Genomic DNA, 24,459 nt, shown 5'->3' with positions numbered 1-24,459 from the left:
AATATCTGCCGCGACTGACATATCTCTTGGAACCGACCGGATCTCTTTGCCCAGATGCCTGATCCTCTACTCTTGATTGCGTGCACACAACGAATACCGCCATGTCAGCAGTAGCGACCACCGGACTGGGCCCGATCGAGGAACTCGCGTTCGCCAGAGTCCTCCTCGATTCGGTCAAACATGGCAGCCGCGGGGCGACGCTGCGGATGTACCGGCCCGCACCGACGGTGGCATTCGGGGCCAGGGATCGTTTCCTCCCCGGGTTCCCGACAGCCATCGAAGCAGCCCGAGATCACGGTTTCACTCCAGCTCTGCGCAGCCTCGGTGGGCGAGCCGCCGCCTATCATCGCGGATCGCTGGTCATCGACCACATCGAACCCAGTGATGCGTTCATCAAGGACACGACCGCCAGGTTCACCGGGTTCGGGCAGGACTACGTCGAAGTGCTGCGAAGCATCGGGGTCGACGCCCGCCTCGGCGAGATTCCCGGGGAGTACTGTCCCGGTGAGCACAGCGTCAACGTGGCCGGTCGGATCAAAGCGATCGGAACCGCACAGCGGGTGGTCTCGGGGGCGTGGCTGTTCTCGTCATCTGTGATCGTCGAGGACCCTGATCCCATCCGTGCCGTCCTCACCGACGTCGAGGCTGCTCTGGGCATCGAGTGGGACCCGACCACGGGAGGCGCGATCAGTGAAGCTCACCCCGAGATCACGACCGACACCGTCGCCGAGGCGTTCGCCTCCTACTATGCCCACGCCGATCCGCAGACTCCCGGTGAGCCCACCGCTGACGAACTCGCGGCGCTGCCGGACAAGTCCGGCACCCACGTGCTGTAACACCCCCTGCATTGTGACACCCTCCGTGCCATGACAACTCTGCACTGCGACACCGAAGCGATTGGAGACCATCACCTCATGAATGTGCGCGAGGCGACACACAACGACCTGCCGGACATTCTCCGTCTGGTCCATGCTCTGGCCGTGTACGAAATGGACCCCGAAGCGGTCGAAGCCACCGAAGACGACTTCGCTGCAGTGATGTTCCCAGACGATGGGCATCCGAACACCTACGGACTCGTCGCCGAGGTGGAAGGGCAGATCATCGGTATCGCGATCTGGTTCCACTCGTTCTCCACCTGGACGGGAAAGAACGGGATCTGGCTAGAGGATCTGTTCGTCGACCCCGATCATCGCGGCGACGGGGCGGGCAAAGCCCTGCTGGGGCGATTGGCTCAGATCTGCCAGGAACGGGGTCTGACCCGACTCGAGTGGTGCGTCCTCAAGTGGAACGAGCCCTCCATCGGGTTCTACCGCTCACTGGGTGCGAAGGCTCAGGACGAGTGGGAGACCTTCCGTCTCGACGGTGAAGCCTTGGACTCATTTGCCGCCGAGTCGGCAGAGCACGAGTCGAGAGGCTGACAGGTTTCACCTATCTGATTTCTGTCGCCGCGACGTCACCAGCCCGAGTTACCGCCAGCGGGAGTTACCGCCAGCGGGAGTTACCGCCAGCGGGAGTTGAGGAAGAAATGGGCCGATTCTCCGTCTAGATATCGTCCCAAAACTTCCACAACTCGGTGTACTGCTGACACTTGCAACGCCCACCGCCCAAACGACCCACCGTCTAGACGAGGAGGGGCCGCGCGGCCTCAGGGAGTCTTCGGCTTGGCCGCCGTTGTCTTCTTCGCCGCGGTCGTCGACTTAGCGATTGTCTTCTTCGCCGCGGTCGTGTTCTTTGCCGCTGTGGTTGTCGACTTCGATGCCGTGGTCGACTTGGCAGCAGTCTTCGCCGCCGTTGCCTTCGCCGTGGTCTTCTTCGCCGCCGTGGTCTTCGCCGCAGTTGTCTTCTTGGCGGGAGCCTTCTTGGCGGGAGCCTTCTTAGCCGGCGCCTTCTTCTTAGCCGGTCCCTTCGCACGCTTCTCGGCCAGGAGCTCGGCGGCACGGTCGATGGTCATCGACTCGACGGCGTCGTCCTTGCGCAGTGTGGCGTTGAATTCGCCGTCGGTGACGTAGGGACCGAAGCGACCGTCCTTGACGACGACCGGATTCTTCGAAATGGGGTCTTCGCCGAGTTCCTTCAGCGGTGCTGCCGCTTGGCGACCGCCGCGCTGTTTCGGCTGGGCGTAGATCTTCAGTGCCTCGTCCAAGGTGATGTTGAAGATCTGATCTTCCTCGGTCAACGACCGTGAGTCAGTGCCCTTCTTCAGATACGGGCCGTAGCGGCCGTTCTGGGCGGTGATGTCGGTGCCCTCTTCATCCTGGCCGACGACTCGGGGAAGGCTGAGCAGTGTCAGTGCAGTCTCGAGGTCGATCGAGTTCAGGTCCATGGACTTGAACAGGGAGCCGGTGCGAGGCTTCGGTTTCTTCGCTCCGCGCTTGGGCTTCTCTTCGGGCTCGGGCAGGATCTCGGAGACATAGGGACCGAATCGCCCGTTCTTCGCCACGATCGTGTGTCCGGTCTCGGGATCGACACCGAGTTCACGGTCGCCATCACCCTGCGATTCGATGAGTTCAGCAGCCTTGGCTGCGGTCAACTCATCCGGGGCCAGGTCTTCAGGCACAGACACACGTTTCGGGTCCGCGCCCTCTTCGGAGGCCGGGACCTCGAGGTACGGGCCGTAGCGACCCACACGCAGATTCACGCCTTCGCTGATGACAACGGTGTTGACCTCGCGGGCATCGATGTCGCCGAGGTCGTCAACGACTTCCTTAAGTCCTTCGCGGTCCTGGGACTTGTCGCCGAAGTAGAAGCGAGCCAACCACGCCTTGCGGTCTTCCTCGCCCATGGCGATACGGTCGAGCTCGGACTCCAGGTCTGCGGTGAACGCGTAGTCGACGAGCCTGGTGAAGTGCTCTTCGAGGAGGCGGACGACAGAGAACGCCAACCAGCTGGGAACCAGGGCATTGCCGCGAGTGGTGACATAGCCGCGGTCCTGGATCACGGAGATCGTGGCTGCATACGTCGAGGGTCGGCCGATGCCGAGCTCTTCGAGCTGCTTGACCAGGCTGGCTTCTGTGAAGCGTGGCGGTGGAGCCGTCGTGTGACCGTCGGCTTCGGCCTTGACCACGGACAGGGCCTGACCTTCGTCGACCTGCGGCAGGCGTGACTCACCGGATTTCGTGTCGTAGCGTCCGGCGTCGGTGCCCTCTTCGTAGGCTGCGAGGAATCCGCGGAAGGTGATGACGGTGCCGCTGGCACTGAAGCCGGCGTCATGACCGTCAGCAAGGTCGGCGCGGACTTTGATCGTTGCTGTCTTGCCCTTGGCATCGGCCATCTGGCTGGCGACGGTGCGCTTCCAGATCAGGTCGTAGAGACGGAACTCGTCGCCGCTGAGTGACTTCGAGACCTGGGCCGGTGTGCGGAAGGAGTCACCGGAGGGACGGATCGCCTCGTGGGCCTCCTGCGCCGACTTCTGCTTGCCCGAGTAGGAGCGAGGCGACTGCGGGACGAATTCGGGACCGTAGAGTTCGGTCACCTGTTTCCGTGCCGCGGAGATTGCCTGACCCGACAGTGCGGAGGAGTCGGTACGCATATAGGTGATGTAGCCGTGTTCGTACAGCGATTGGGCGGTGCGCATGGCCTGTCGGGCGCTCATGCGCAGCTTGCGCCCGGCTTCCTGCTGCAGGGTCGAGGTCGTGAACGGTGCGGCTGGTTTGCGTGAGTACGGCTTCGATTCGACGGCCGTGACCGTCAGCGCGTTCTTCGCGGTGCCGTTGAGCTGTGTCGCCAGCTCCTCGGCCTTGGCTTGGTCGACGACGGTGGCCGAGGAGTTCTTCAGCTCACCCTTGTCATTGAAGTCGCGGCCCGAGGCCACACGAGAGCCATCGAGGGTCGTGAGGTTCGCGGCGAATGCGCTGCTGCCATCGGGCAGCCCCAGGTCGACATCGAGGTCCCAGTAATCAGCGGAGACGAAGGCCATGCGTTCGCGTTCGCGTTCGACAACGAGACGTGTCGCCACAGACTGGACACGACCGGCGGAGAGTCCGGCACGGATCTTGCGCCACAGGACGGGCGAGATCTCGTAGCCGTAGAGGCGGTCGAGGATGCGGCGAGTCTCCTGTGCGTCGACGAGGGCGACGTCGATCTCGCGGGTGTTCTCCAAAGCCCGTTCGATGGCTTCAGGGGTGATCTCGTGGAAGACCATGCGCTTGACGGGGATCTTCGGCTTGAGGACTTCGAGAAGGTGCCAGGCAATTGCCTCACCTTCGCGGTCCTCATCTGTTGCGAGATAGAGTTCGTCGGCGTCTTTGAGAAGACGCTTGAGTTCAGTGACCTTCTTCTTCTTGCCCGGGTCGACGCGGTAGTAGGGATCGAAATTGTTGTCGACGTCGACAGCGAACTTTCCGTATGGCCCCTTCTTCATGTCTGCCGGGAGTTCGGACGGGGTGGGAAGGTCACGGATGTGGCCGACCGACGCCTCAACGTCGTAACCCTCTCCGAGGTACCCAACGATCGTTCGCGCCTTCGTCGGGGACTCGACGATGACGAGACGGCGGGGCTGCTTCTCGGTTGTGGTCACGCTTTCACATTCCTCTCACGGCGCCGGTTGATCGAATAAACGGACGATCCGGCCCAATGTAACACTGATGATCGTGCTCGACCTGCATCGGGTTGATGCAGTGAACCTCAACGGCAACGGTTTTCGATACTACCGTTATTCCTGCTTCCCATCGTGCACAGGCAGCAGTGCACCGGCAGCAACGAGCTGTCTCACCTGAGCGATGAGCTGGTCTTCGAGCGCGGTCGGGTTGACATCGAGCAGCTGCGCAAGAGCCACCGCTGTCTGCCGCAGAGTCAGGCTGCCGTCGGCGACTGAGACGAATCCGGCCAAGGCTGTGTCGAGGTCGAAGACCTGTCCGAAGCCGATGCCCTGTTCCAGCGTGATCGAGCTCGGATCTGATTCTCCGGGCATATGGTGGCGGTGCTCGACGAGGTCCGGAGAGCGGGTGAATACGGTGTTCGCGATCTCCTCGGCTGCAGCAGTTGCCAGCCACGACCTCAGCGCGAACGTGGTCGTGACGAACTGTGCGAGTCCATGCGGATTGTTCGCAATCGCCGAGGTGGTCCTGACCTTGGTCTTGAACGTCGACGGCGGTTGCCCCGCATCGGTGGCAATCCCATGATCGGCAATCGCTGGGGCAGCATAGTCGGCCGTCGACGCGTGTTCTGGCTTGTGCATGATGACGTATCCGAAGACGACCTCTCTCACGTCACGCGTGTCGAAGTCGTCCATCCAGGCTGCGGTTGCCGCGTTCCAATCCTGGCCGGCACGAGGGATGCCTCCGTCCCGGATCCACGTCTCTGCATAGGCGATGGGGTCAAGTGCCTCGCGTTCGATGACGAGCACCGAGGTGTCCGGGTCCGTGACCCAGGCCTCCGGTCCTGCATCCACCGCCGAGGTGGTCTCCCAGTTCCCGAGGCACACGGACCGCCCGCCCCGTTGGAGATGGTCGGGTATCGCGGTGAACAGGGACCGCACCAGCCGGTCGCCGGTCATCCCGCCGTCCCTGTATTCGAAGTTGGCCACGGTGGTGCGCGGGGTGATGACGAAGGGCGGGTTGGACACGAGCAGATCGACCTGTTCGCGCAGTGGTTCGAGCATTGATCCTGCCCGGAGTTCGATGTTGTCGACGCCGTTGAGTCCAGCGCTGAGTCTAGTCAGGTGCAGAGCACGCTCGGAGATGTCGGTGGCGATGACGCGGTCGCTGTGACGGGCCAAGAGCAGAGCCTGGATCCCACACCCGGTGCCGATGTCGGCGGAGATGGTGACGTGGTCACGCGGCGTCAGTGACACGAGCGTGCGTCCCGCCCCGCCGAGTCCGAGCACGAAGTCACCGTCGAGAACATCGGGATTGATGAGAGTTCCATGGTCGCTGACAAGATACAGGTTTTCGTCACCGGGGCGGAACCCGCGTGGAACGCCGACCGGCAGGTCATAGGGAGTGATCGCAAACGGAGCGCACACGTATCCCGGATCTCCCACCTCGGCGTTCGAAGACTCGTCATCGTTGCTCATCAGGTCACGATTGATTGTCGCGTCACCGTTGCTCATCTTGTCACTGCTGCTGGGCACGAGCAGTCCGGCGTCGACAGCGACACCGAACGCGCCTTCGCCGAGGGCGGCACGCGCCGTTTCGGTGCTGACTTCACGATGGAAATGAAAGAGCATGGCCAGTGCCGCTAGATGCTGGTCGAACGGACTCGGGGCCTCCCCTCGATTCCGTGCCTGCCCATGTGCCTCAGCTGCTTCGAGCACCTTCTGGCAGAAGTGGATCGCAGGGGCGCCGTTGTTGCGCACCAGCGCGGAGGCGATGGGTCCACCCCAGAACTGTCGGAGCCGCGGCTCGGTGTACCCGGCCCGGTAGAGTTGGTCTGCCACGAGGGTCATGTCTTGTTCAATCACACACAAATCCTAACGACTGCACCTCGAGGACCCTGACTGCGCCATAATTGGGGCCATGGCCTCTTCTGCTCTTCTCGACATCGTCACCGGGTTCGGTGCCAGGGATGAACGGATCGTCCACGTGCGCGATATTCCACAGCGGTTCGAACATGAGTCGGACTGGCCGGAGTGGATCGACGAAGAACTCAAACACGCCTGTCATGCCATCGGCGTCGATCAACTCTGGGACCACCAACTCGAAGCTGCGCAGTCCGCGCGAGACGGTTCCGACGTCGTCATCGCCACGCCGACTGCCTCGGGGAAATCCTTGGGGTTCTGGCTTCCGGTCCTCGAATCCATTCAGAGCACCCGCACGAAACTGCGCACCTCCTCGGCGATCTACATCGCACCGACCAAGGCCTTGGCCGCGGACCAGATGGCGAACCTGGAGAAGCTCATCGTCCAAGGCATGCGACCGGCCACCTACGACGGGGACACGTCTCAGGCGTCGAAGGATTGGGCGAGACGGCACGCCAACATCGTGTTCACCAACCCGGACATGCTCCACCGCGGGATCCTGCCACAGCACGAACGGTTCGCCCGGCTGTTCAAATCGCTGCGTTTCATCGTCATCGACGAAGCTCATCGCTACCGTGGCGTCTTCGGCTCCCACGTCGCACTAATCCTCCGCCGTCTGCTGCGCATCGCCGCGCACTATGGGGCTCACCCGGTGGTCATCGGAGCGTCTGCGACGATGGCGAACCCGGATGAGGCGTTCTCCAAGCTCACCGGACGCGACGTGCACGCGGTGAACCAGGATTCGTCTCCACGTGCCTCAGGCAGCTTCGCTCTCTGGGAGCCACCGGTCTCCCCCGGCGGCGAGCGCCGCAGTGGTCTGGTCGAAGCGGCAGATATCCTCACCGACGCGATGTGTGCAGGCTATCGTTCGATTGCGTTCATCGCCTCCCGCCGCGGCACCGAAGCACTGGCCTCGACCGTGCGTGACCAGGTCGGTCAAGTCGATGACTCGTTGAAGGACAAGGTCGCGGCCTATCGCGGCGGCTATCTTGCAGAGGAGCGCAGACTCCTCGAATCCGCGCTGCGATCGGGACGTCTTCTGGCTGTGGCGTCGACGAATGCCCTTGAGCTTGGGATCGACATCTCGGGCCTCGACCTCGTCATCATCTCCGGGTGGCCCGGGACCCTGGCGTCACTGTGGCAGCAGGCTGGTCGTGCGGGACGCGCGGGACAGCGGTGGATGGCCGTATTCATCGCCCGTGACGACCCGCTGGACACTTATGTCGTGAACCATCCCGAGGTCATCTTCGATGCTCCCGTCGATGCGGGAGTCATCCATCCCGGCAATCCGCACGTTCTGGGCGGGCACCTGTGTGCTGCGGCCGCCGAGGTGCCCCTGACGGAGGCGGATCTCGTTCACTTCCCCGACAATGCCGGTGAGGTGCTCGCCGACCTGGTCGAACGAAAGCTCCTGCGGGCACGGCCCACCGGGTGGTTCTGGGCGAAGGACGAATCTGCAGCGGATATGTCCGATATCCGCGGCAGCGGGGGCGGCCAGTTCCGTCTCGTCGAGGCCAGCACCGGTGCACTGCTGGGCACCGTTGACGAGTCCGGGGCCTTCACCGGTGCTCACCCAGGCGCGGTCTATACGCACCAGGGCGCCGATTTCACTGTCCTCGATCTTGATCTCGAGGATCGAGTTGCACTCGTGGAGCGCGCCGAGGTCGACTACACGACGCAGGCCCGGTCCCAGACCGAGATCGACATCGTCAACACCGACCGGCACCGTGCCCTTCCTTCTGGGGTGACGGTGTACAGCGGGACCGTCGACGTCAAGGACCATGTCATCGCTTATCGGATGCGGGCGAAGCGCGGCGGGGCGATCCTCGCCGAACACGAGCTTGATCTGCCCGAACGCACCCTGGAGACCAAGGCCGTGTGGTGGACGATTCCACAGACGCTGTTGGACGAAGCTGAGATAGTTCAGGCCGATCTTCCCGGTGCCGTACACGCAGCCGAGCATGCGTCAATCGGGCTCCTGCCGCTGTTCGCCGGCTGCGACCGGTGGGACATCGGCGGTGTCTCCACCGCCGGCCACGCTGACACCGGGATGGCCACGGTCTTCGTCTACGACGGTCTCGCCGGTGGAGCTGGATTCGCGGAGCGCGGCTATGAGGTCATCGAAGGTTGGCTGAGGGCGACACGTGATGCGATCGCTGCGTGCGAATGCGTCGACGGCTGCCCTTCGTGCGTGCAGTCACCGAAGTGCGGAAACGGCAATGAACCGTTGGAAAAGGATGCGGCTCTGCGACTGCTGCGGGCCGCTCTGGGGTGACAACCTCCGTCTTTTTTGACCACTCGTTCTACTTCCCAGCCACCGCTTTTTCCTTCACCTTCGGCAGCGGACCGGGGATTTCGACCTCCACCTGAACATATGCGCTCTGCTCCGACAATGAGGCGCGGCAGTCGTTGACGACTGCGCCGTTGCGTTTCGCGACCTCCTTCGCAATGTCACAGGGCTCGCCAGCGACGATTCCGCGAACTGCGTCGGCTGCCGCGAGCGCCGCAAGGTCGGCGGCACTCTGCGCGGTGCTGTGGGCTGCGAATGCTTGGCTGAGTCCGCCGATGGCGGTGGCGAGGACCAGGACCATTGAGCACAGTCCGACAACGATGTTCGTCATGGCGGTCCGCCTGAAGTGTGCTGGCCCTGGGCCTCGGCAGCGGTGGAGCGACTTCCCTCTGTTCGCGCCGTCGCCGCCGCTTCGACTTCGCTGAGGAAGACGATCGCCGCCGGGAGTTCGATGGTGATGGTCACCGTCGAATATCCGCCTTCGGAGCGGACCAGCACCTCGGACGCTTTTCCAGCGTGCTTCTTCGCCTCGGACACGACCGCTGCCTGCGGTTCACCGCGGGCGATCTCTCGGGCTGCGGATCTGGCTGCGTCGAAGGCTCTCAGCTGGGAGAAGCCGACGGCGGCTGCCCCTGTGAGCACGATGATGAGAAGCACGATGGCGGGCATGACAACGGCGAATTCTGCGGTGGCCGTTCCCGCATCACGGTGCTGCTTCTCTCGTCGTAGATCACAGGAGCATCCGGTCGCCATGTCAGGCTCCGAGTCCAAGCGCGGTCTGGATCACGCCGGTGACGAGTTCTTTGATCGGTTCCGATTTCAGAATGACAACCAGCAGTGCCGCGAATCCGCAGGCCGCGAGGGTCGTGATCGCATATTCTGCGGTCGTCGCCCCTGCGTCGGGGCCCCATGGTTCTGGAGTGCCGTCCTCTCGCCACGGTTCCACGCTGTCGAAGGCATCCGCGGCAGCATCCGAATCGGTACCAGAGCCAGAGCACTTGGCTGCTCCTGCCCAATCGACATCGCTGGTGTCGACGCCGCGCGCCTTACCCCAAGGCGGGTAGGGCGGCCCGTCACAGTCGTGCGACTTTGTTTCTATGCTCATAGTCTCCTCCTCGTTGAAGCCCTCATTCGCGGTCTGCGATGGGAGTATCAGTCTTGGATGAGACGTGGACTCACGTCCAGAGTCGACAATCGGGCTGTGGAAACAGGTTCACCGTCAACAACCGAAATGCACTCGAGTCGAGGTGAATTCCACAGGCGTAAGCACTCAAGTCAGCTCGGCCTACGAGCCTACGAGCGTGTGCGGGCCAGAATACCGCAGGGTGCGGGTGAGCAGGATTGAGAGTCAGCCCCTGCCTGCCCACTCCTCTTTGAGGATCGCCATGATGACTTCATCGTGACGGCGACCGTTGAAGAAGACAGCCTCACGACGGCGCCCCTCTTCGACGAATCCGGCCTTCGTGTACGAGGCGATGCCGCGCGTGTTGAACGCCCATGTCTGCAGCTCGATACGATTGAGTCCCAGCTGCAGGAAGCCGTATTTGATGCCCAGTCGCACAGCATCGGAGCCATAGCCGCGGCCGTGGAACTCCGGTCCGAGGACGATGGCCAGTGTGGCGGACTGGTTGATCGAATTCCGGCCGAAGAGTGTCACGTGGCCGACGAATTCCTCGGTCTCGAGCAGCTCAATGCTGAAACCGACCGCATCGGTGTCCTTGTTCGCGCTCCACAGCGCGAACTGTTCGGACACCCCGCCTTCGGGACGAGGGAGGACGGTGTGGTTCTGCAAGACCACGATCGAGGGATCAAACCACCACTGCTCGAGGTAGGGAAGATCCTCCTGCTGCAGCGGACGAAGCCTTACGTGACGACCGGTGAAGAGGTTGTCAGCGTATTCTTCGGCTTGTTCGACGTTGGACAGTTGATTGAAGGGCGTAACCGGTGCCATGCCCCCGACCTTACCAAGGTCAGCTGAACGGTCGGTCGACAATCGCTCGTACCAGTCAGAGTGCGCGCTCGGAGCGCGAGATCGGACGGACCTGTCACGTGTGGTCGGACGGCCCTGTCACGCGAGGTCGGACGGTCCTGTCAGAAGAAGACAGTCGTCAGGTCCGACAGCAGAGAAATGACCACGGGAACGACCGAAAGCAGCAGAAAGGCTGGAAGGATGCAGACTCCCAGTGGTACGACGAGTTTGACGCCCAGAGCTGCAGCCGCTTCCTGTCTGCGTCTGCGGGACGAGTCTCTCAACTCCTTCGCGACAGACTCGATGAGTGGTGCGGGTCCAACGCCGGTGTGCTCGGAGAATTCGAAGACTTCGAGGACAGGGGCGAGCCGGTCATCGTCGGACAGGTCTTGGCCTCCGATCGTCATGGATCGCGCGATTCGTCCCAGCCCGGACCGATCGTCTGTCGCGTCGGCGGTCAATGCCAGAGCGACCGGGATCGGCAGCCCGGAGGTGAGGCAGATGGCCACGAGATCGAGGTCGAAGGCGAGCAGGTCATCGACCACCCGAGGCCGGCCCCTGGTATCCCGCTGTGAATCCGTTCGGGGCGCTTCAACACCACCTCGCTGTCGTGGACCGTGCCCGCCCAACAGTCGTCTCAAGCGCCCGTCGGATCTGCCCGACCACAACAGGACCCCAGCCGCGATGAGGACTCCCACCAGGAGTGCGGTCATATCGATCAGCGCTCCGCCCGAGCCATCATCCGCCTCATCCACCAGCGCCCGACGAAGTACAGGGCGAGACCGCCGCCGATGCTCAATCGGCCCGGCAACCCCAAGAGCAGCTCAACGGGGTGGACGCCGATGAGCAGGCCGAGACCGACACCGATCAGCGGCAGCCAGCTGAGCACTCTGACTGTCGCTCGGGGGCCGGCCATCGCTATGCGTCTCTCCCGATCAGCATCGAGGGTGCTGCGCTGCGCCTTCGCATAACGGAGGATCATGTCGGCTGCGGGTGCTCCGGATCGTTCCGACACGGTCCACACCGAAGACATGCCGGCGAAGACTTCGGCGGCTGCCTGCGGCAGTGCTGCTCCCCTGGTGGCAATGGCTCGTCCGGGCTCTTCGCCCAGGGAGATCGCACGTGAGATCGGTGCCAGTTGTGCGTTCTGCCTGCTCAGGGTCGCCATCACTGCCTGCGGGGTCATACCCACTTTGAGCAGATGCGCACAGTTCTCCACCGCCGAGATGGCCCACAGCTTCTCTTGTTCGGGATCCTCCTTGGCCTGCCGTCCACCTCGACGGGAGTCGTCTTTGTCCGGGCGTGTGCGGAGTAGGTCCTGCAGTCGCGATGCCGGGTCAAGCGGTGCGCTGAGGATGATGCTCAGAGCCACCAGCACGGCGATCGCGGTGATCATCAGGCAGCCTTCTGCTCGAGCACCGCTTCGAACCGGGCCAGCGCCCGACGATTGAAAGTTCCCTCGGACAGCGGAGACGGTCGACCCCAGACGGGTTCCATTCTCACCCCGCTGCTGCTCTCCCGCGTGGGAATCGCCAGTTCGGTGATTCCTCGGTCAGCTCCGATTCGGCGCAGGTGGATGACAAGGTCGATGGCGGTCGAGAATTGTGAGAACACTGCTTGTGGACTCATGTTCGCCAATGCTCCCAGCGCTGCCAGACGGCTGGGCACGGCTTCTGCTGTGTTCGCATGGATTGTGGCGCTGCCGCCCTCGTGGCCGGTGTTCAGCGCAGTGAGCATGTCCCTCACCTCGGCGCCTCGACACTCTCCGACGACGAGGCGATCGGGACGCATCCGCAGTGCGTTGCGAACGAGATCCGTCAGCGTCACTTCGCCGCCGCCCTCGACGTTGGCCTGGCGCGCGGCGAGCGCGACCACGTGGGAGTGCCCGACGATGAGCTCCCGGGAGTCCTCGACGATGACGATGCGTTGATCCGAATCGACAAGACCCAGAAGCGCGCCGAGGAGGACCGTCTTTCCTGTTCCGGTACCGCCGGAGATGAGGATGTTGGCTCGGGATCGGACCGCCTCAATCAGGAGCTCGTGCACATCTTCGGGGATGAATCCACCGGTGAGCAGCTGTTCGAAGGTGAAACCGGCGTGCCGGGGAACCCGAAAGGAGATCGTGGTGTGCTCACCGGAAATCGGTGGCACGATCGCATTCATACGTACCCCGTCGGGGAGCCTGACATCGACGAACGGACTGGCATCATCGAGACGGCGGCCGCCCAAAGCTGCCAAGCGCACGGCCAAGGACCGCACTTCGTCCTCAGCACCCAAGGACAGGTCAAGGAGCCGGGGTCCCGCTCCGGTGTCGGCGAAGATCTCACGCGGGCCGTTGACGAACACGTCGGTGGTGTCAGCGACCTCGAGCACTGATTGGAGGGGACCTGCACCGGAGAGCTGCGCGGACAGACGGTTCACGAGTTCGAGGAGGGCGCTGGAACCGAGCACCCGACCGGTGCGCTGAACTGCCTCGGCGACGGCCGCTGTGGTCACAGGCCCCGGATTGTCGAGCAGGGTTTTGCGGACCTCTGCCACGAGTGAGGCGTCAAGCCATTCGCTCATTCCACCCACTCCCCCAGGAGACGGTCGACGAGTTTTCCCAGTCGTGCCCCGCCCGGGATGCCTTCGCCGCGGTCGACGGCGGCGGACAGGCCACGGTCGTCGCGGATGCTGCCGGCGAGGTCGAGTCCGATGGATTCGGCGAGGAGATCAGCATCGAGTCCTCCGGCGCCGGTGTCACGAACGACGAGACGCACGTCTGGGTGGGATTGGGACAGACGTTTTGCGACTTGAGATGCTGCGACTGCAGACCGGACCCGTGCAGGCGAGACGAGAAGAACGTGATGGCAGCGGCGTGTCCACTGTGGTGGGGCATGACGCGGCAGATCGACGATGACGAGTTCGAACGCCTGTCCAGCTGCGGCCAGGAAGTCGTCGAATACATCCGGGTCGAGGTCAAGGATGTCGTCCCGGCCCCACGACAGGATCGCCAGGCCCTCATGGCGGGGCAGCGCCTGGCTCAGCGTTGAGGGGCGAAGCTGTCCACGTGAGGCACTGAGATCGGCCCAACGTGGGCCGGGGACCTGTTCTGCACCGAGCACCAGATCGAGTCCACCGCCCAGCGGATCAGCATCGACGAGGACCGTGGCCACGTCCGGTCCGGCACGGCGGGCGAGCGCGCAGGAGAGCACGGATGCGCCCGCGCCTCCGCACCCGGCGACGACGCCGACCGTGACGCCTGGTGCTACCGGCGGTTCGACGGCTGCGATCATGCGCCCGCTCAGCCATTCCGCGGCTGAGGGCAGAACCGCCAACTGTCCGACGCCGAGGTGGGCGGCACGTTTCCAGGCCGAGCTGGTCTCATCCCCGTCGAGGACGACGAGGATGCGGTCCGCATGGTCCGTGGCTGGAGCTTCGCGAACATCCTCGCCGAGGAGAATGAGAGAGGCGTTCTGCCAGCCGCCCGAGTCCGGAGGCAGAACCTTGAGCGAAATGCCGATGCTTTCGGCGACTCGTGCGCATTCGTCGGTGATGGCGCCGAGGTCGGTGATGAGTGCTATCTGCATGGTGCAAGCGTGGACCTACGATAAGTCGTGAATACAGCTCCACAGTGCAGGCTGTGGACAAAAAGCAGGCGGGGCGGCTCCTGTGCACTCAAGTCACAGGAGCCGCCCCTTCTCGGTCGACTTGGAGATCTCGACTGGTCAGGTCCCTCAGAGGCACAGTCTGACGGATTCTGCTCAGATGGTCAGACGACGTGGGCTCAGGCTGTTGTCCACAGCCCGAGCGCACGAGTCGGCCGTTTTGGGATCAACCCCGCTGGACACCTTCGGTGTTGCGCAGAAGTCCTTCGCGACCATCCGAATCGCGAACCTTGAACCACGATCCGTTGTCCTCGAGACCGAGGAACCAGTCTCCGGGGTAGATCGTGAACACCGGCATTCCGGTGGTCGCATCCACAGCTTCGCGCGGCTCAGGAACGGCGAACCAGAACGCCTGGATGACATTCTGGCCGGTGCCCCGGTTAGGCCCGTCCTGGTCAGCGCCATTCCGGTTCTCACCTGATCGGTCCTCGCGATCGTTCATGCTGCCGCCCGGCTGAACTGCACTCTGAACGACGGTCTCCTCTTCGCCGACTGCGGAGGCATTCGACGAGGCGTTCGCGGCTCCGGATTGTGGAGCAGAAGGCGCATTCTCGGCGTTGTCTCCGCCGTGGCTCCTCGCCTCTCCAGTTCCCGAGCCGCTGCTGCGATGGCCGCCGTTGCCATAGCCGGCTACCGGCACATACTGCGTCGGTTCGTCCGCTTCTGGGTGAGTGGTCCGTTCTGAACCGGATTCTGCGACGCCAGCTGCGACGTGACCGCTGACGACGACGGCATCGTCATCTGCAGCCTCGGTGTGAGGCCCTGCGACGCGAGACTCGCTTCCACGAACCTCGTCGGCGGTCGTGCTTGCTTCTGACTGTTCGGCGTTCGCCGACTCGACTGAGTCCGCCAAATCGCCCGAGGCGGTTGAGGCAGTCGATTCGTCTTCAGGCTTCAGCGAAATTCCTTCGGAGGCACGAAGGTTGGTATCCGAGTCATGAGCGTTGACCTTCGTGGCAAACGAGCTGCTCTCCGCAGGAGATGCGGAGTCGTCGTCGGTCAGTGCGAAGGAGTCATCCTGCGTCGACGTCACAGCCGCACCTGAAGCAGTTTCTGCTTTGTCTCCCTGGTCGCTGGCCGCTTCGCGATCGGCGCTGACGATGCGGTCGGAATCACCTGCTGGGCGCTCGGTCAGGCTATCGACCCGTGCGTCAGCTGCTTCGGATTCGGTGTCCGAGCTGGGAGCGGCATGGCGTCCGCGACGACGTTCGGATTCCGAGCTCGGTTCAGATTCCGAGCTCGCTGAGGCGGCTCCGGCAACAGCTGCACCGACGCCCATGGCGCCCGCACCTGCGACAGCAGCGGTCGTGCCCGCTCCCGAGGAAGTGCTGCTACCGCTGTCGGACTCCGACTCGGCGGCGCCCAGGCTGTCCACACTGGAGTCACTCGTGTCGCGAGAGTCGCTCAAGTCATTTGAGCCACTGGCACGTGAGCTGTCAGCAGACACCGGAGCCTGAACTGCAGTTTCGCCGTCGTTGCTCCACTGCGATTCTTCACGATGAGCACCGAAGCCGAAGGTCTGCGTCGGTTCGCTCTGCGTGTGCTGGGGATCCAGTGAGTGCTGAGCACCCAGGTAGGTCTGACCTGATCCTGTACTCTGCACCGCCTGGTCCGCCGAGTCATCGGCGGACGCTGCGGAATCGAAAGACGACTCCTGCACCCGCTGCTCCGGTGGAGCATACGGGCTGTTCTGCTCGGCTCCGGCGAGCTGGCCGAACTGGTCCTGTCCATTGGGCTGGCCGAACTGATCTGGCGCAGAGAACTGACCCGCTGGTGCCGACTGTGCAGGCGCAGCGACCTGCCCCGGCTGGCTTGGCTGGCCTGGCTGGCCTGGCTGGCTTGGCTGGCCTGGCTGGCCTGGCTGGCCGAACTGATCCGGTCCACCGAACTGACCCGGGCCTCCTGGCTGACCTGGATGTACGGGCGCTCCCGGGTGACCCTGCGGACCGATCGGCCCGTTGGGCTCACTGCTATAGGGCGCACCGAATCCGCCTGGGCCGTTGTGGGCGCCTGGCATGTTCGCCACTGGCGCTGGGTGCGGTGCGCGCTTGGTCGTGGGGCGTGCCTTCGGATGTGCGGCAACGTCATCGCGAACTGCGAATTCCTTGCTGAAGAAGGGAAGCATCGTGAATACGCCTGCAAAGAAGGCGATCAGAGCTGCGAAGAAGGCGAGGTACGCGCCGACGTGCCAGTACTGTACCGAGGTCAGCAGGTGGACGAACGCGAAGGTAAATGAAGCACCGGACAGAACCGAGATCGCCTGGTCAAGACTGAGCGAACCGACTTTGAGTCCACCATTGCCGAATTTGTTGACGAAGACTGCTGCCACGATCAACCAGATCCCGAACACGTCGAATGTCAGGGTCCCCATGGCGTCGATCGTCCAATGCCACAGCGACCACGACATGAACCCATCAGCCTTGAACGGCACGAAAAGAACAATCAACGAGAGGAGTCCGGCGAAGAGCAGGAACAGATCGCGCAGGGTCAGCGGACCGAGAAGCCCCGGGCCGGTGCGAGGACGCTTCTGAGCTGTTGGACCTGCGGAGCCGAACTGGCCTGGTGCTGCCCCTTGGAAGCCGGGAGCAGAACCATAGGCACCCGGCGCTGAGCCGTAGGGCCCAGGTGCTGGCGCTGAGCCGTAGGGCCCTGGTGCTGGCGCTGGCCCTGGCCCTGGCGCTGGCGCTGAACCATAGGGCCCAGGCGCTGGCGCTGAACCATAGGGTCCAGGGCCGGAGTTCTGCGGGCCTGGGCCCGGACCATAGGGCCCAGGGCCTCCCGAACCGACAGGACCGCCGCCGTACCCTCCAGGCCCGGAGGGCTGAGACTCAGGTCCTGCACCGAAGGCAGGTCCTGATCCATATGCGAGCCCCTGGCCGAACTGTGGCTGGTTGCTCGGCCCGGGGTTCTGCGCGTGCGGATCGTGCCACTGCTGTGGTCCTGATCCAGTCGGGTGCTGCGGCGAACTCATCGATTACTCCAGTCGCTCTTGGGGACAGGGTCGTCAAACTTAATGTGTCTATCTAGTTCCCATCCTGACAGACTCCGTCCCTATCCTTGCAGAACAGGATTCCCTGCGCACTCCTTCTGTGCCGCCTGCCAGGTGCAGGTGAATCTCCGGGTATGCCTCCTCCACGTTTCACTCGGTCCGTAGAGTGTGTCTTATAGCACAGTGTCTGGGCGATTGCTACCCCCGGAAACCATCGTTCATCGAACGGACGACGGTGCCCCGAGGCCCCATCTCGGGTATACAGTGCAACTAGAATTTTCGATCCATCAAAGAAGCCGGAGGGAAAAATGACCGACAGCACAGCAGAATCCGAAACCTTTGCCCCACCTGAAGAGTTCGTCACTGCCGCCAACGTCAAGGCCGACGAATACGAACGTGCCGATGCCGACTACCTGAGCTTCTGGGCCGAGCAGTCTCGTGACCTCGTCGACTGGAAAGAAGACTTCGGCGAAACACTCGACTGGACCAACCCGCCGTTCGCGAAGTGGTTCATCGGCGGCAAACTCAACGTGGCCTACAACTGCCTCGACCGCCACGTCATCGCCGGCAACGGTGATCGAGTTGCCATCAACTTCGAAGGGGAACCCGGCGACTCCCGCACCTTCACCTACGCAGAACTGCTCGCCGAAGTGTCAAAAGCGGCCAACACTCTCGCCGACCTCGGGGTCAAAGCCGGAGATCGCGTGGCCATCTACCTGCCCATGATCCCCGAAGCGATAATCTCAATGCTGGCCTGCGCCCGCCTCGGAGCTGCCCATTCAGTGGTCTTCGGCGGCTTCTCCGCCGACGCTCTGCGCTCACGCATCATCGATGCCGAAGCGCGTGTGGTCATCACCGCTGACGGCAGCTACCGCCGCACCAAGGCCACCAGCCTGAAGCCGGCCGTCGACGACGCACTGTCACACGGTGACACCCCTGTCGAGACGGTCCTCGTGGTGCGTCGCACCGGTCAGGACGTCGAGATGGTCGACGGTCGGGACCAGTGGTGGCACGAGTCGGTGGAGACCGCGAGCCCCGAGCACGAATGCGAATTCTTCGACTCCGAGAACCCGCTGTTCATCCTCTACACCTCCGGGACAACCGGCAAGCCGAAGGGCATTCTGCACACCTCGGGCGGTTACCTCACTCAGGTTCTGTACTCGATGAAGGCGGTCTTCGACATCAAGCCCGAATCCGATGTGTTCTGGTGCACTGCCGACGTCGGCTGGGTCACAGGACACTCCTATGTCACTTACGGACCATTGGCAGCCGGCGCCACGCAGATCGTCTACGAAGGCACTCCCGACACCCCTCACCAGGGCCGCTGGTGGGAGATCATTGAGAAGTACAAGGCAACGATCCTCTATGCCGCGCCGACTGCTATCCGCACGTTCATGAAGTGGGGCGAGGAGATTCCAGCGAAGTACGATCTCTCGAGTCTGCGTCTGCTCGGCAGTGTCGGTGAGCCGATCAACCCGGAGGCCTGGCGTTGGTACCACCGTGTCATCGGAGGTGATCGCTGCCCGATCGTCGACACCTGGTGGCAGACCGAAACCGGTGCGCACATGATCGCCCCGCTTCCCGGTGTGATGTCGACGAAGCCTGGTTCTTCGCAGCGCGCGATTCCTGGAGTCTCCGTCGATGTCGTCGATGACGCAGGAAACAGCCCTGCTGGGCCAGAGGGTGGGCTCCTCGTCATTCGCCAGCCGTGGCCTTCCATGTTGCGCGGAATCTGGAAAGATCCCGAGCGTTTCAAGGAGACATACTGGTCGCGGTTCGAGAACACCTACTTCGCCGGAGACGGTGCCAGGCGCGATGAGGACGGGGACATCTGGTTCCTCGGCCGTGTCGATGATGTGATGAACGTGTCCGGACACCGTCTGTCGACAACTGAGATCGAGTCATCCCTGGTCGCCCACCCCTATGTCGCCGAGGCGGCAGTGGTCGGAGCAGACGACGCAACGTCCGGTCAGGCCGTCGTTGCATTCGTCATCGTGGGCAACAATGTCGAAGACTCCCCGGAGACGTCTGAAGAGCTGCGTCAACACGTCGGGAAGGACATCGGGCCGATTGCGAAGCCGAAGAAGGTCCACATCGTGTCTGAGCTGCCGAAGACCCGCTCCGGCAAGATCATGCGCCGCCTGCTCAAGGACGTCGCTGAGCATCGCAAGGTGGGAGACTCCTCGACGCTGGCCGACTCCTCGGTCATGGACCTGATCGAAGAATCGGTGGCGAAGTCCTGATCCTGCGCTGAGACGAACCCGCCGGTGAGAACGGACGCTCGCAGAGAGCCGTTCAGGTTTCATCTGGGGGGTTTTTCTCATTCTGCTGACCGTATTTCTTTGGTCACCGGGCGCGTTCAGACTACTCTTAAGAAAGATTGTCCAAGTTTTTGTCGATAGGAGCACTCATGGCTGAGAGGTCGATCAGCGAACTGATCAAAGGCATCGGCGACGATTCCAAAGCGATCGCCGAGGAAGAAATTGCGCTGGCCAAGGCTGAAGCCACAGCCGGTGCGAAGAACTTGGGCATCGGCTCGGCACTTGCCGTCGTGGCCCTGTTCTTCCTGTTCTTGTCATCGTTCATGGTGATTTTCGCCGGGGCTGCCGCATTCCACGAAGGCCTGGGATGGCCTTGGTGGGGAAGCTTCCTCATTGTCTTCGGCATCCTCGCGGTGCTCGCCATCATCCTCGTTCTGATTGCTCTGCCGTTGTTCAAGAAGGGCAACCCTGTCCCGGGTACGGCGATCAGTTCGGCCAAGTCGTTGATCGCCTCGGTCAAGCGTGCGGTGAAGAATCCCTCCGGTCCGCGGTACTGACAGGTTTCGCAACTGAGCGCAGCAGAATAGCTCCAAACAGCGGTGGCGTCGGGCTCAGCCCGGCGCCACCGCTCCATTCACTCGGCTGGTTTCGTGGTGAGGAATGTGCGGATCTTTTCTCCGAAGAGGTATTCGACCGCGCTTGTCCCGCAAAGTGACCGCGGCTTGTCATGTGGCTGTCTTCGTTTCATCGGCGGACCGTGGGCCTGGTCGGTTTCTTTGTGGCGTCGACGTCGCTTCGCCACGTCGAGCTTGGCGTCAGCCGAATCCGTCTCAGCTGCACGGGAGTCGATGGGCTTGGTCCTCGTCTCGTAGCGGTGGCCCGTCGGGGTCTTCACAATCAGCTTCTCTGGAGACGATACGTGCTTCCAGCCGTTGAGCTCCTTGGCGAAGTTGCAGGCGGCGCATAGACCCGAGGCATTGTCCCAATCAGTCTCGCCACCGGCGGAGTAGGCCGTGGCATGGTCAGCGTGTTTGATCTGCGCATCGCACCACGGTGAGCGGCAGACGTCGTCACGGATGACGATCATGCGTCGCAGCAGCCCCGAGAACTCCCTGCGCCGCGTATCCATGCGCACCAGCTGGCCGTCGTCAGGGCGGGTGTAGAGCCTGCGCAGGAATACGGTTGCCTCGTTCTCGGCCAGGAACGTGCGTGCGGCACCCGCAGGCAAGGGACCGACACCGGGAAGCCAGGCCGGATCGTCTCCGGGGCTCACCAGGCTGGCATCATTCATCACAAGATGGATCTCTGTTGGAACTGCTGCTGCGCACTCCTGACCCGTCGTCCGCGCGACGAGCAGGTCTGCCATGACCTGAGACTGTGAGCGTTGGCCTGACTCCCCTGTCCCGATCAGGGAGGCCGCGGACTTCTTCAGATTTGTGTATACAGCAACAGCCTGGGGCATCGGCAACAGTGCGGTGAGGTATGCCATGTTGCCCGGGGCAGGACGAACCGAGACTGACCGTTCCTCCGTGCATTTCTCGAGATGTTCAACGGCGGCCTTCTGGTCTACTTGCTGCGCCAGGGCACGAACCTCGTTGCCCAGCCGCCCGACTCCCACCTCGGCGAGGCGTGGCGCCATGCGCTCATCGACCTGTCGACGTTTGTCCCTGGGGAGCCAGTCGGTCTCCTTCGCAACGGCACGAGCCTTCTCTTCGGATATACGGCCGGTCTTCAGCGCTGAATACGTATGGGGCAGATCGATGAGCAGGGAGCGTGAAAATTTGAGGAGCGTGCTGCCCCGAGCCCGGGAAACCTTACGTGCGAGGGCGATCTCCGCTCCGACGCCTCTGCCCTGCTTTGTACTCGTCACTCCGTCTTCGGCCTCGCGGTTGCGTCGGCGCATGTCAAAGGTCAAGGTTTCCCTGGCTTGGGCAGCAGCAGCGGCAGCCGTCAGTTCTTCAAGTGCGGCGATCCGGTCGATGGCTTCGACTTCGCTGAGTGCTGGGGGCAGATTCGACAGCGCCTCATGCCACCGCTGGATCTCGGTGATCACGTCGGGAACCGGCTCTGCTTCCATACCAAGAAGGCTAGTACTCGGCACTGACACGACATTTTTCGCGAGTGTTCGCCCTGATCAGGTACCTCAGTCGTCAAACTCGCGAGCTGTCGTCCGCATGCTCTGTCATCGAGCAGTCGACTTCGAAGTGAAGGAGCAATAGCCTCAGAAGTCGATGTCGATGTGTGAGTCGCGGTCCCATTCCCCGGCCCAGCCGAGGTGTTCGAGAGCGAAGTCGAGGATGCCTGCAGTGAAGCCCCACACTTTGAGCACTCCAACGTCGAAGGCCGGTGTCGTGATCTTCAGGTCCGGCCGGGAGAACGTGCCTCGGTTGGCCGGCGCCACCAGATCGGCGGCAGAGACCCGGTAGACGGAGTACGACTCAGCTGTGTCCATCACCCGCACCGCACCGGGCTGCGCCCAGTAGCCGATGACAGGAGTGACCTGGAATTTGCTGACGGGAATGTAGAGCGGATCCATCTGCCCGAGCACGTCGACCGTTGACGGCACGATGCCGGCCTCTTCCCGCGCTTCACGCAGGGCTGCAGCGGCTAAGGAGTCGTCTTCGGGATCCCGTCGGCCACCGGGAAACGCGACTTGCCCGGGATGGTTGCGCAGGGTGCTCGCCCTCTGCAGCAGAACGATGTCGACGTCGTCGACGCCGAAGTCTGCCAAGCGTGATGACTCTGCCCGACCGGCGTCTGTGCGCGGCTGGCCTCCCTTGCCGAAGAGCATGAGGACGGCGGCGTCACGCACTGAATCATCACCAGGAGCCTGCGCCCGTCGCAGCCACTCGGGCGAACCATTCGACGCCGCGAGGCTCTCCAGCTGCGTCCGCAGAGTCGGGTCGTGCGCGACGGGGTCGTGCCCGGTCGAAGCCTGCGCAGCGGATCCCTGCCCCACCGATCCCTGCCCAGAAGTGCCCCGCTCACATGCTTCAGCACTCATGCCTGGGGTGCCATTTCGAATCTGAGCATCGCCCGCGCCTTCTCCGGATCGAGTTCCCCGACCCCGAACGAGGGACACAATGCCATCAATGGGCACACCCCGCAGGCAGGTCTGCGCGAGTGGCAGATGCGTCGTCCGTGAAAGATGACTCGGTGGGAGAGCAGGGTGAGTTCCTTCTTCGGAAACAGCGCCGCGATGTCATGCTCAGCCTTGACTGGGTCACTCTCATCGGTCCAGCCGAGCCTGCGAGCCAGTCGTCCCATGTGCGTGTCCACGGTCAGGCCCGGGGTGTCGAACGCGTTGCCGAGCACCACGTTCGCGGTTTTCCGGCCGACTCCCGCGAGCTTGACGAGTTTGTCCAGTGAGTTGGGGACCTCACCGTCGTGGGTGTCGACGAGTTCGTTCGCGAGCTTGACGATGTTGCGGGCCTTCGCCCGGTAGAAACCGGTCGAGTGGATGAGTTCCTCGACCTCGATGAGGTTGGCCACCGCGAGGCTGTGTGCGTCAGGGAAGACCGAGAACAGTCCCGGTGTCACCGCGTTGACCCGAATGTCTGTGGTCTGGGCGGATAGGACAGTCGCGATCAGGAGCTGGAATGGGGTCTCGAAGTCGAGCTCGCATTTCGCATTCGGGTACACCTCGGCGAGGATTCGATGAATCCTCCTCGCTCGTCGAGTCTTGCCCAATGGGGTTTCCTTGGCGAACTTGCGCGCGCTCTTCTCTGCCACCGTCAACACGACTCACCATCCTAATCCGTGCCCCGCATTTCCGCAGTAGCGTCCCTCATATCGCCGAGGCGGCTCTGCACTTGCCCGGCGAACGGGATCGTCCGCATGCAACCGTGGCCCACCTCGGCGAGGGTGGAGGAAACGCAAACAAAACCCCTTGTTTTGCACTAATGCCGCAAACTCCCGCGCCTTTGCTGGTATCAGCACCGTTGACCAGGTAGATTTATCTGTGATTACCACGACGAGGAGGACACAGTGGATATTGAAGTTGTGCGGGGCGCGACGCTCTTCGCAGGTTTGGACGATGAATCGACAAGCGCATTGATGAAGTTCATGAACCCGCGGAGTCTCCGTCGGGGAACCGCGCTCTTTCACGAGGGCGATGCCGGTGACGAACTGTATATCGTCTCCAGCGGCAAGCTCAAGATCGGCCGCGAGTCCTCCGACGGCCGCGAAAATCTGCTCTCGGTCATCGGACCGGGCGAGATCATCGGTGAGCTCAGCCTCTTTGATCCCGGCCCACGCTCCACCTCTGTCACCGCTGTCTCTCAGTCCGAGCTGCTCAGCCTCAAGCATGAGGACCTCACGACGTGGCTCGATGAGCGTCCCCGGGCAGCAATGAACCTGCTCAAGGCTCTGGCTCAGCGTCTGCGCCGCACAAACGAGACCGTGGGCGACCTCGTGTTCTCCGATGTTCCCGGTCGTGTCGCCAAGGCACTGCTGGACCTCGCGGCGCGCTTCTCGAAGCCGGCACCTGATGGTGTCCTCGTCGCTCACGATCTCACTCAGGAAGAACTCGCGCAGCTCGTCGGAGCCTCGCGTGAGACCGTGAACAAGGCCCTGGCCGACTTCGCTGCTCGTGGCTTCATCCGCCTCGAGGCTCGTTCCGTTGTCATCCTCGACATGGAGCGCATGCGCAACCGCGCCCGCTGATCAGTCCTCGGCAGTTGCCGAACCGCTCAAATCCCACATCGTACGAACGCCCAGGCACTGTATGTGCCTGGGCGTTCGTACGTGGTTGGGCGCCTCAGCCGTCGTTACTTCGCTGTGCAGACGAGAGCCTTGTTTGCAGACAGTGGTCTCGTCTGCAGAACGAGTGAAGGACGGTGTCGGC

At 63.0% G+C, this 24,459-nt stretch carries 21 protein-coding genes; 6 read left to right on the top strand and 15 right to left on the bottom strand.

The window, feature by feature from the left end:
* The first annotated feature begins 101 nt into the window (after positions 1-101).
* Both BANT918_RS06155 and BANT918_RS06150 read left to right on the top strand, forming a co-directional pair.
* Entirely contained in the window at positions 102-836 is a 735-nt protein-coding gene (locus tag BANT918_RS06155) for a lipoate--protein ligase family protein (RefSeq protein ID WP_233430372.1), read from the top strand.
* A 30-nt stretch (positions 837-866) separates the two neighbouring features.
* Positions 867-1,418: an N-acetyltransferase family protein gene (locus BANT918_RS06150; protein ID WP_418904412.1), complete on the top strand. Its 552-nt coding sequence runs from the start codon at positions 867-869 to the stop codon at positions 1,416-1,418.
* A 227-nt stretch (positions 1,419-1,645) separates the two neighbouring features.
* Here BANT918_RS06150 and topA read toward each other — a convergent pair whose 3' ends face one another.
* The gene (gene topA, locus BANT918_RS06145; RefSeq protein ID WP_101619421.1) at positions 1,646-4,516 is read right to left on the bottom strand and encodes a type I DNA topoisomerase; all 2,871 of its coding nucleotides are present in this window, start codon (positions 4,514-4,516) and stop codon (positions 1,646-1,648) included.
* A 135-nt stretch (positions 4,517-4,651) separates the two neighbouring features.
* Positions 4,652-6,400, bottom strand: coding sequence for a methyltransferase (locus BANT918_RS06140; RefSeq protein ID WP_233430371.1), 1,749 nt, complete (start codon positions 6,398-6,400; stop codon positions 4,652-4,654).
* A gap of 55 nt (positions 6,401-6,455) precedes the next feature.
* Here BANT918_RS06140 and BANT918_RS06135 point away from each other — a divergent pair, with 55 nt between their 5' ends.
* Entirely contained in the window at positions 6,456-8,732 is a 2,277-nt protein-coding gene (locus tag BANT918_RS06135; protein ID WP_101619419.1) for a DEAD/DEAH box helicase, read from the top strand.
* 28 nt (positions 8,733-8,760) lie between these two features.
* Here BANT918_RS06135 and BANT918_RS06130 read toward each other — a convergent pair whose 3' ends face one another.
* The 10 genes from BANT918_RS06130 to BANT918_RS17355 form a co-directional block, all read right to left on the bottom strand.
* Positions 8,761-9,078 carry an Rv3654c family TadE-like protein gene (locus tag BANT918_RS06130; RefSeq protein WP_101619418.1) on the bottom strand — a complete coding sequence of 106 codons (318 nt, stop codon included), beginning with the start codon at positions 9,076-9,078 and terminating at the stop codon, positions 8,761-8,763.
* A complete protein-coding gene (locus BANT918_RS06125; protein ID WP_101619417.1) occupies positions 9,075-9,500 on the bottom strand; it encodes a TadE family protein in 426 nt (141 codons plus the stop codon). Before BANT918_RS06125 ends, BANT918_RS06130 begins: the two co-directional genes overlap by 4 nt.
* Position 9,501: 1 nt before the next feature.
* Positions 9,502-9,852, bottom strand: coding sequence for a DUF4244 domain-containing protein (locus tag BANT918_RS06120; protein WP_101619416.1), 351 nt, complete (start codon positions 9,850-9,852; stop codon positions 9,502-9,504).
* A 243-nt stretch (positions 9,853-10,095) separates the two neighbouring features.
* Positions 10,096-10,698 carry a GNAT family N-acetyltransferase gene (locus BANT918_RS06115; protein ID WP_101619415.1) on the bottom strand — a complete coding sequence of 201 codons (603 nt, stop codon included), beginning with the start codon at positions 10,696-10,698 and terminating at the stop codon, positions 10,096-10,098.
* 140 nt (positions 10,699-10,838) lie between these two features.
* On the bottom strand, positions 10,839-11,429 hold the full coding sequence (locus tag BANT918_RS06110; RefSeq protein ID WP_101619414.1) for a type II secretion system F family protein: 591 nt from the start codon (positions 11,427-11,429) through the stop codon (positions 10,839-10,841).
* A 5-nt stretch (positions 11,430-11,434) separates the two neighbouring features.
* On the bottom strand, positions 11,435-12,112 hold the full coding sequence (locus BANT918_RS06105; protein ID WP_101619413.1) for a type II secretion system F family protein: 678 nt from the start codon (positions 12,110-12,112) through the stop codon (positions 11,435-11,437).
* Positions 12,112-13,281, bottom strand: a complete 1,170-nt coding sequence (locus BANT918_RS06100) for a TadA family conjugal transfer-associated ATPase (RefSeq protein WP_101619412.1) — start codon at positions 13,279-13,281, stop codon at positions 12,112-12,114. The genes BANT918_RS06105 and BANT918_RS06100 overlap by 1 nt, the downstream gene beginning before the upstream one ends.
* Positions 13,278-14,285 (bottom strand): septum site-determining protein Ssd, encoded by a 1,008-nt coding sequence (gene ssd, locus BANT918_RS06095; protein WP_101619411.1) that lies wholly within the window; start codon positions 14,283-14,285, stop codon positions 13,278-13,280. The genes BANT918_RS06100 and ssd overlap by 4 nt, the downstream gene beginning before the upstream one ends.
* Positions 14,286-14,529: 244 nt before the next feature.
* The gene (locus BANT918_RS06090) at positions 14,530-16,794 is read right to left on the bottom strand and encodes a hypothetical protein (protein ID WP_167389399.1); all 2,265 of its coding nucleotides are present in this window, start codon (positions 16,792-16,794) and stop codon (positions 14,530-14,532) included.
* A gap of 56 nt (positions 16,795-16,850) precedes the next feature.
* Positions 16,851-17,225, bottom strand: coding sequence for a hypothetical protein (locus tag BANT918_RS17355; protein ID WP_167389398.1), 375 nt, complete (start codon positions 17,223-17,225; stop codon positions 16,851-16,853).
* A 435-nt stretch (positions 17,226-17,660) separates the two neighbouring features.
* Between BANT918_RS17355 and acs the strand changes: the two genes are divergently transcribed.
* Both acs and BANT918_RS06080 read left to right on the top strand, forming a co-directional pair.
* Positions 17,661-19,595, top strand: coding sequence for an acetate--CoA ligase (gene acs, locus BANT918_RS06085; protein ID WP_101619409.1), 1,935 nt, complete (start codon positions 17,661-17,663; stop codon positions 19,593-19,595).
* Positions 19,596-19,762: 167 nt separating this feature from the next.
* Complete coding sequence (locus tag BANT918_RS06080; RefSeq protein WP_101619408.1) at positions 19,763-20,170, top strand: phage holin family protein; 408 nt, start codon at positions 19,763-19,765, stop codon at positions 20,168-20,170.
* 77 nt (positions 20,171-20,247) lie between these two features.
* Here BANT918_RS06080 and BANT918_RS06075 read toward each other — a convergent pair whose 3' ends face one another.
* The 3 genes from BANT918_RS06075 to nth form a co-directional block, all read right to left on the bottom strand.
* Positions 20,248-21,690 (bottom strand): HNH endonuclease, encoded by a 1,443-nt coding sequence (locus BANT918_RS06075; RefSeq protein WP_101619407.1) that lies wholly within the window; start codon positions 21,688-21,690, stop codon positions 20,248-20,250.
* 144 nt (positions 21,691-21,834) lie between these two features.
* Positions 21,835-22,617 carry an NUDIX hydrolase gene (locus BANT918_RS06070; protein WP_101619406.1) on the bottom strand — a complete coding sequence of 261 codons (783 nt, stop codon included), beginning with the start codon at positions 22,615-22,617 and terminating at the stop codon, positions 21,835-21,837.
* Positions 22,614-23,354, bottom strand: a complete 741-nt coding sequence (gene nth / locus BANT918_RS06065; protein WP_101619405.1) for an endonuclease III — start codon at positions 23,352-23,354, stop codon at positions 22,614-22,616. Before nth ends, BANT918_RS06070 begins: the two co-directional genes overlap by 4 nt.
* Before the next feature lie 246 nt (positions 23,355-23,600).
* Between nth and BANT918_RS06060 the strand changes: the two genes are divergently transcribed.
* A complete protein-coding gene (locus tag BANT918_RS06060) occupies positions 23,601-24,278 on the top strand; it encodes a Crp/Fnr family transcriptional regulator (RefSeq protein WP_101619404.1) in 678 nt (225 codons plus the stop codon).
* The last annotated feature ends 181 nt before the right edge of the window (positions 24,279-24,459 follow it).

The organism is Brevibacterium antiquum CNRZ 918, from assembly GCF_900169145.1.
Lineage (GTDB): Bacteria > Actinomycetota > Actinomycetes > Actinomycetales > Brevibacteriaceae > Brevibacterium > Brevibacterium koreense.
Note: the sequence above shows the minus strand (reverse complement) of the source record. Positions and strands in the feature narration are given on the sequence as shown.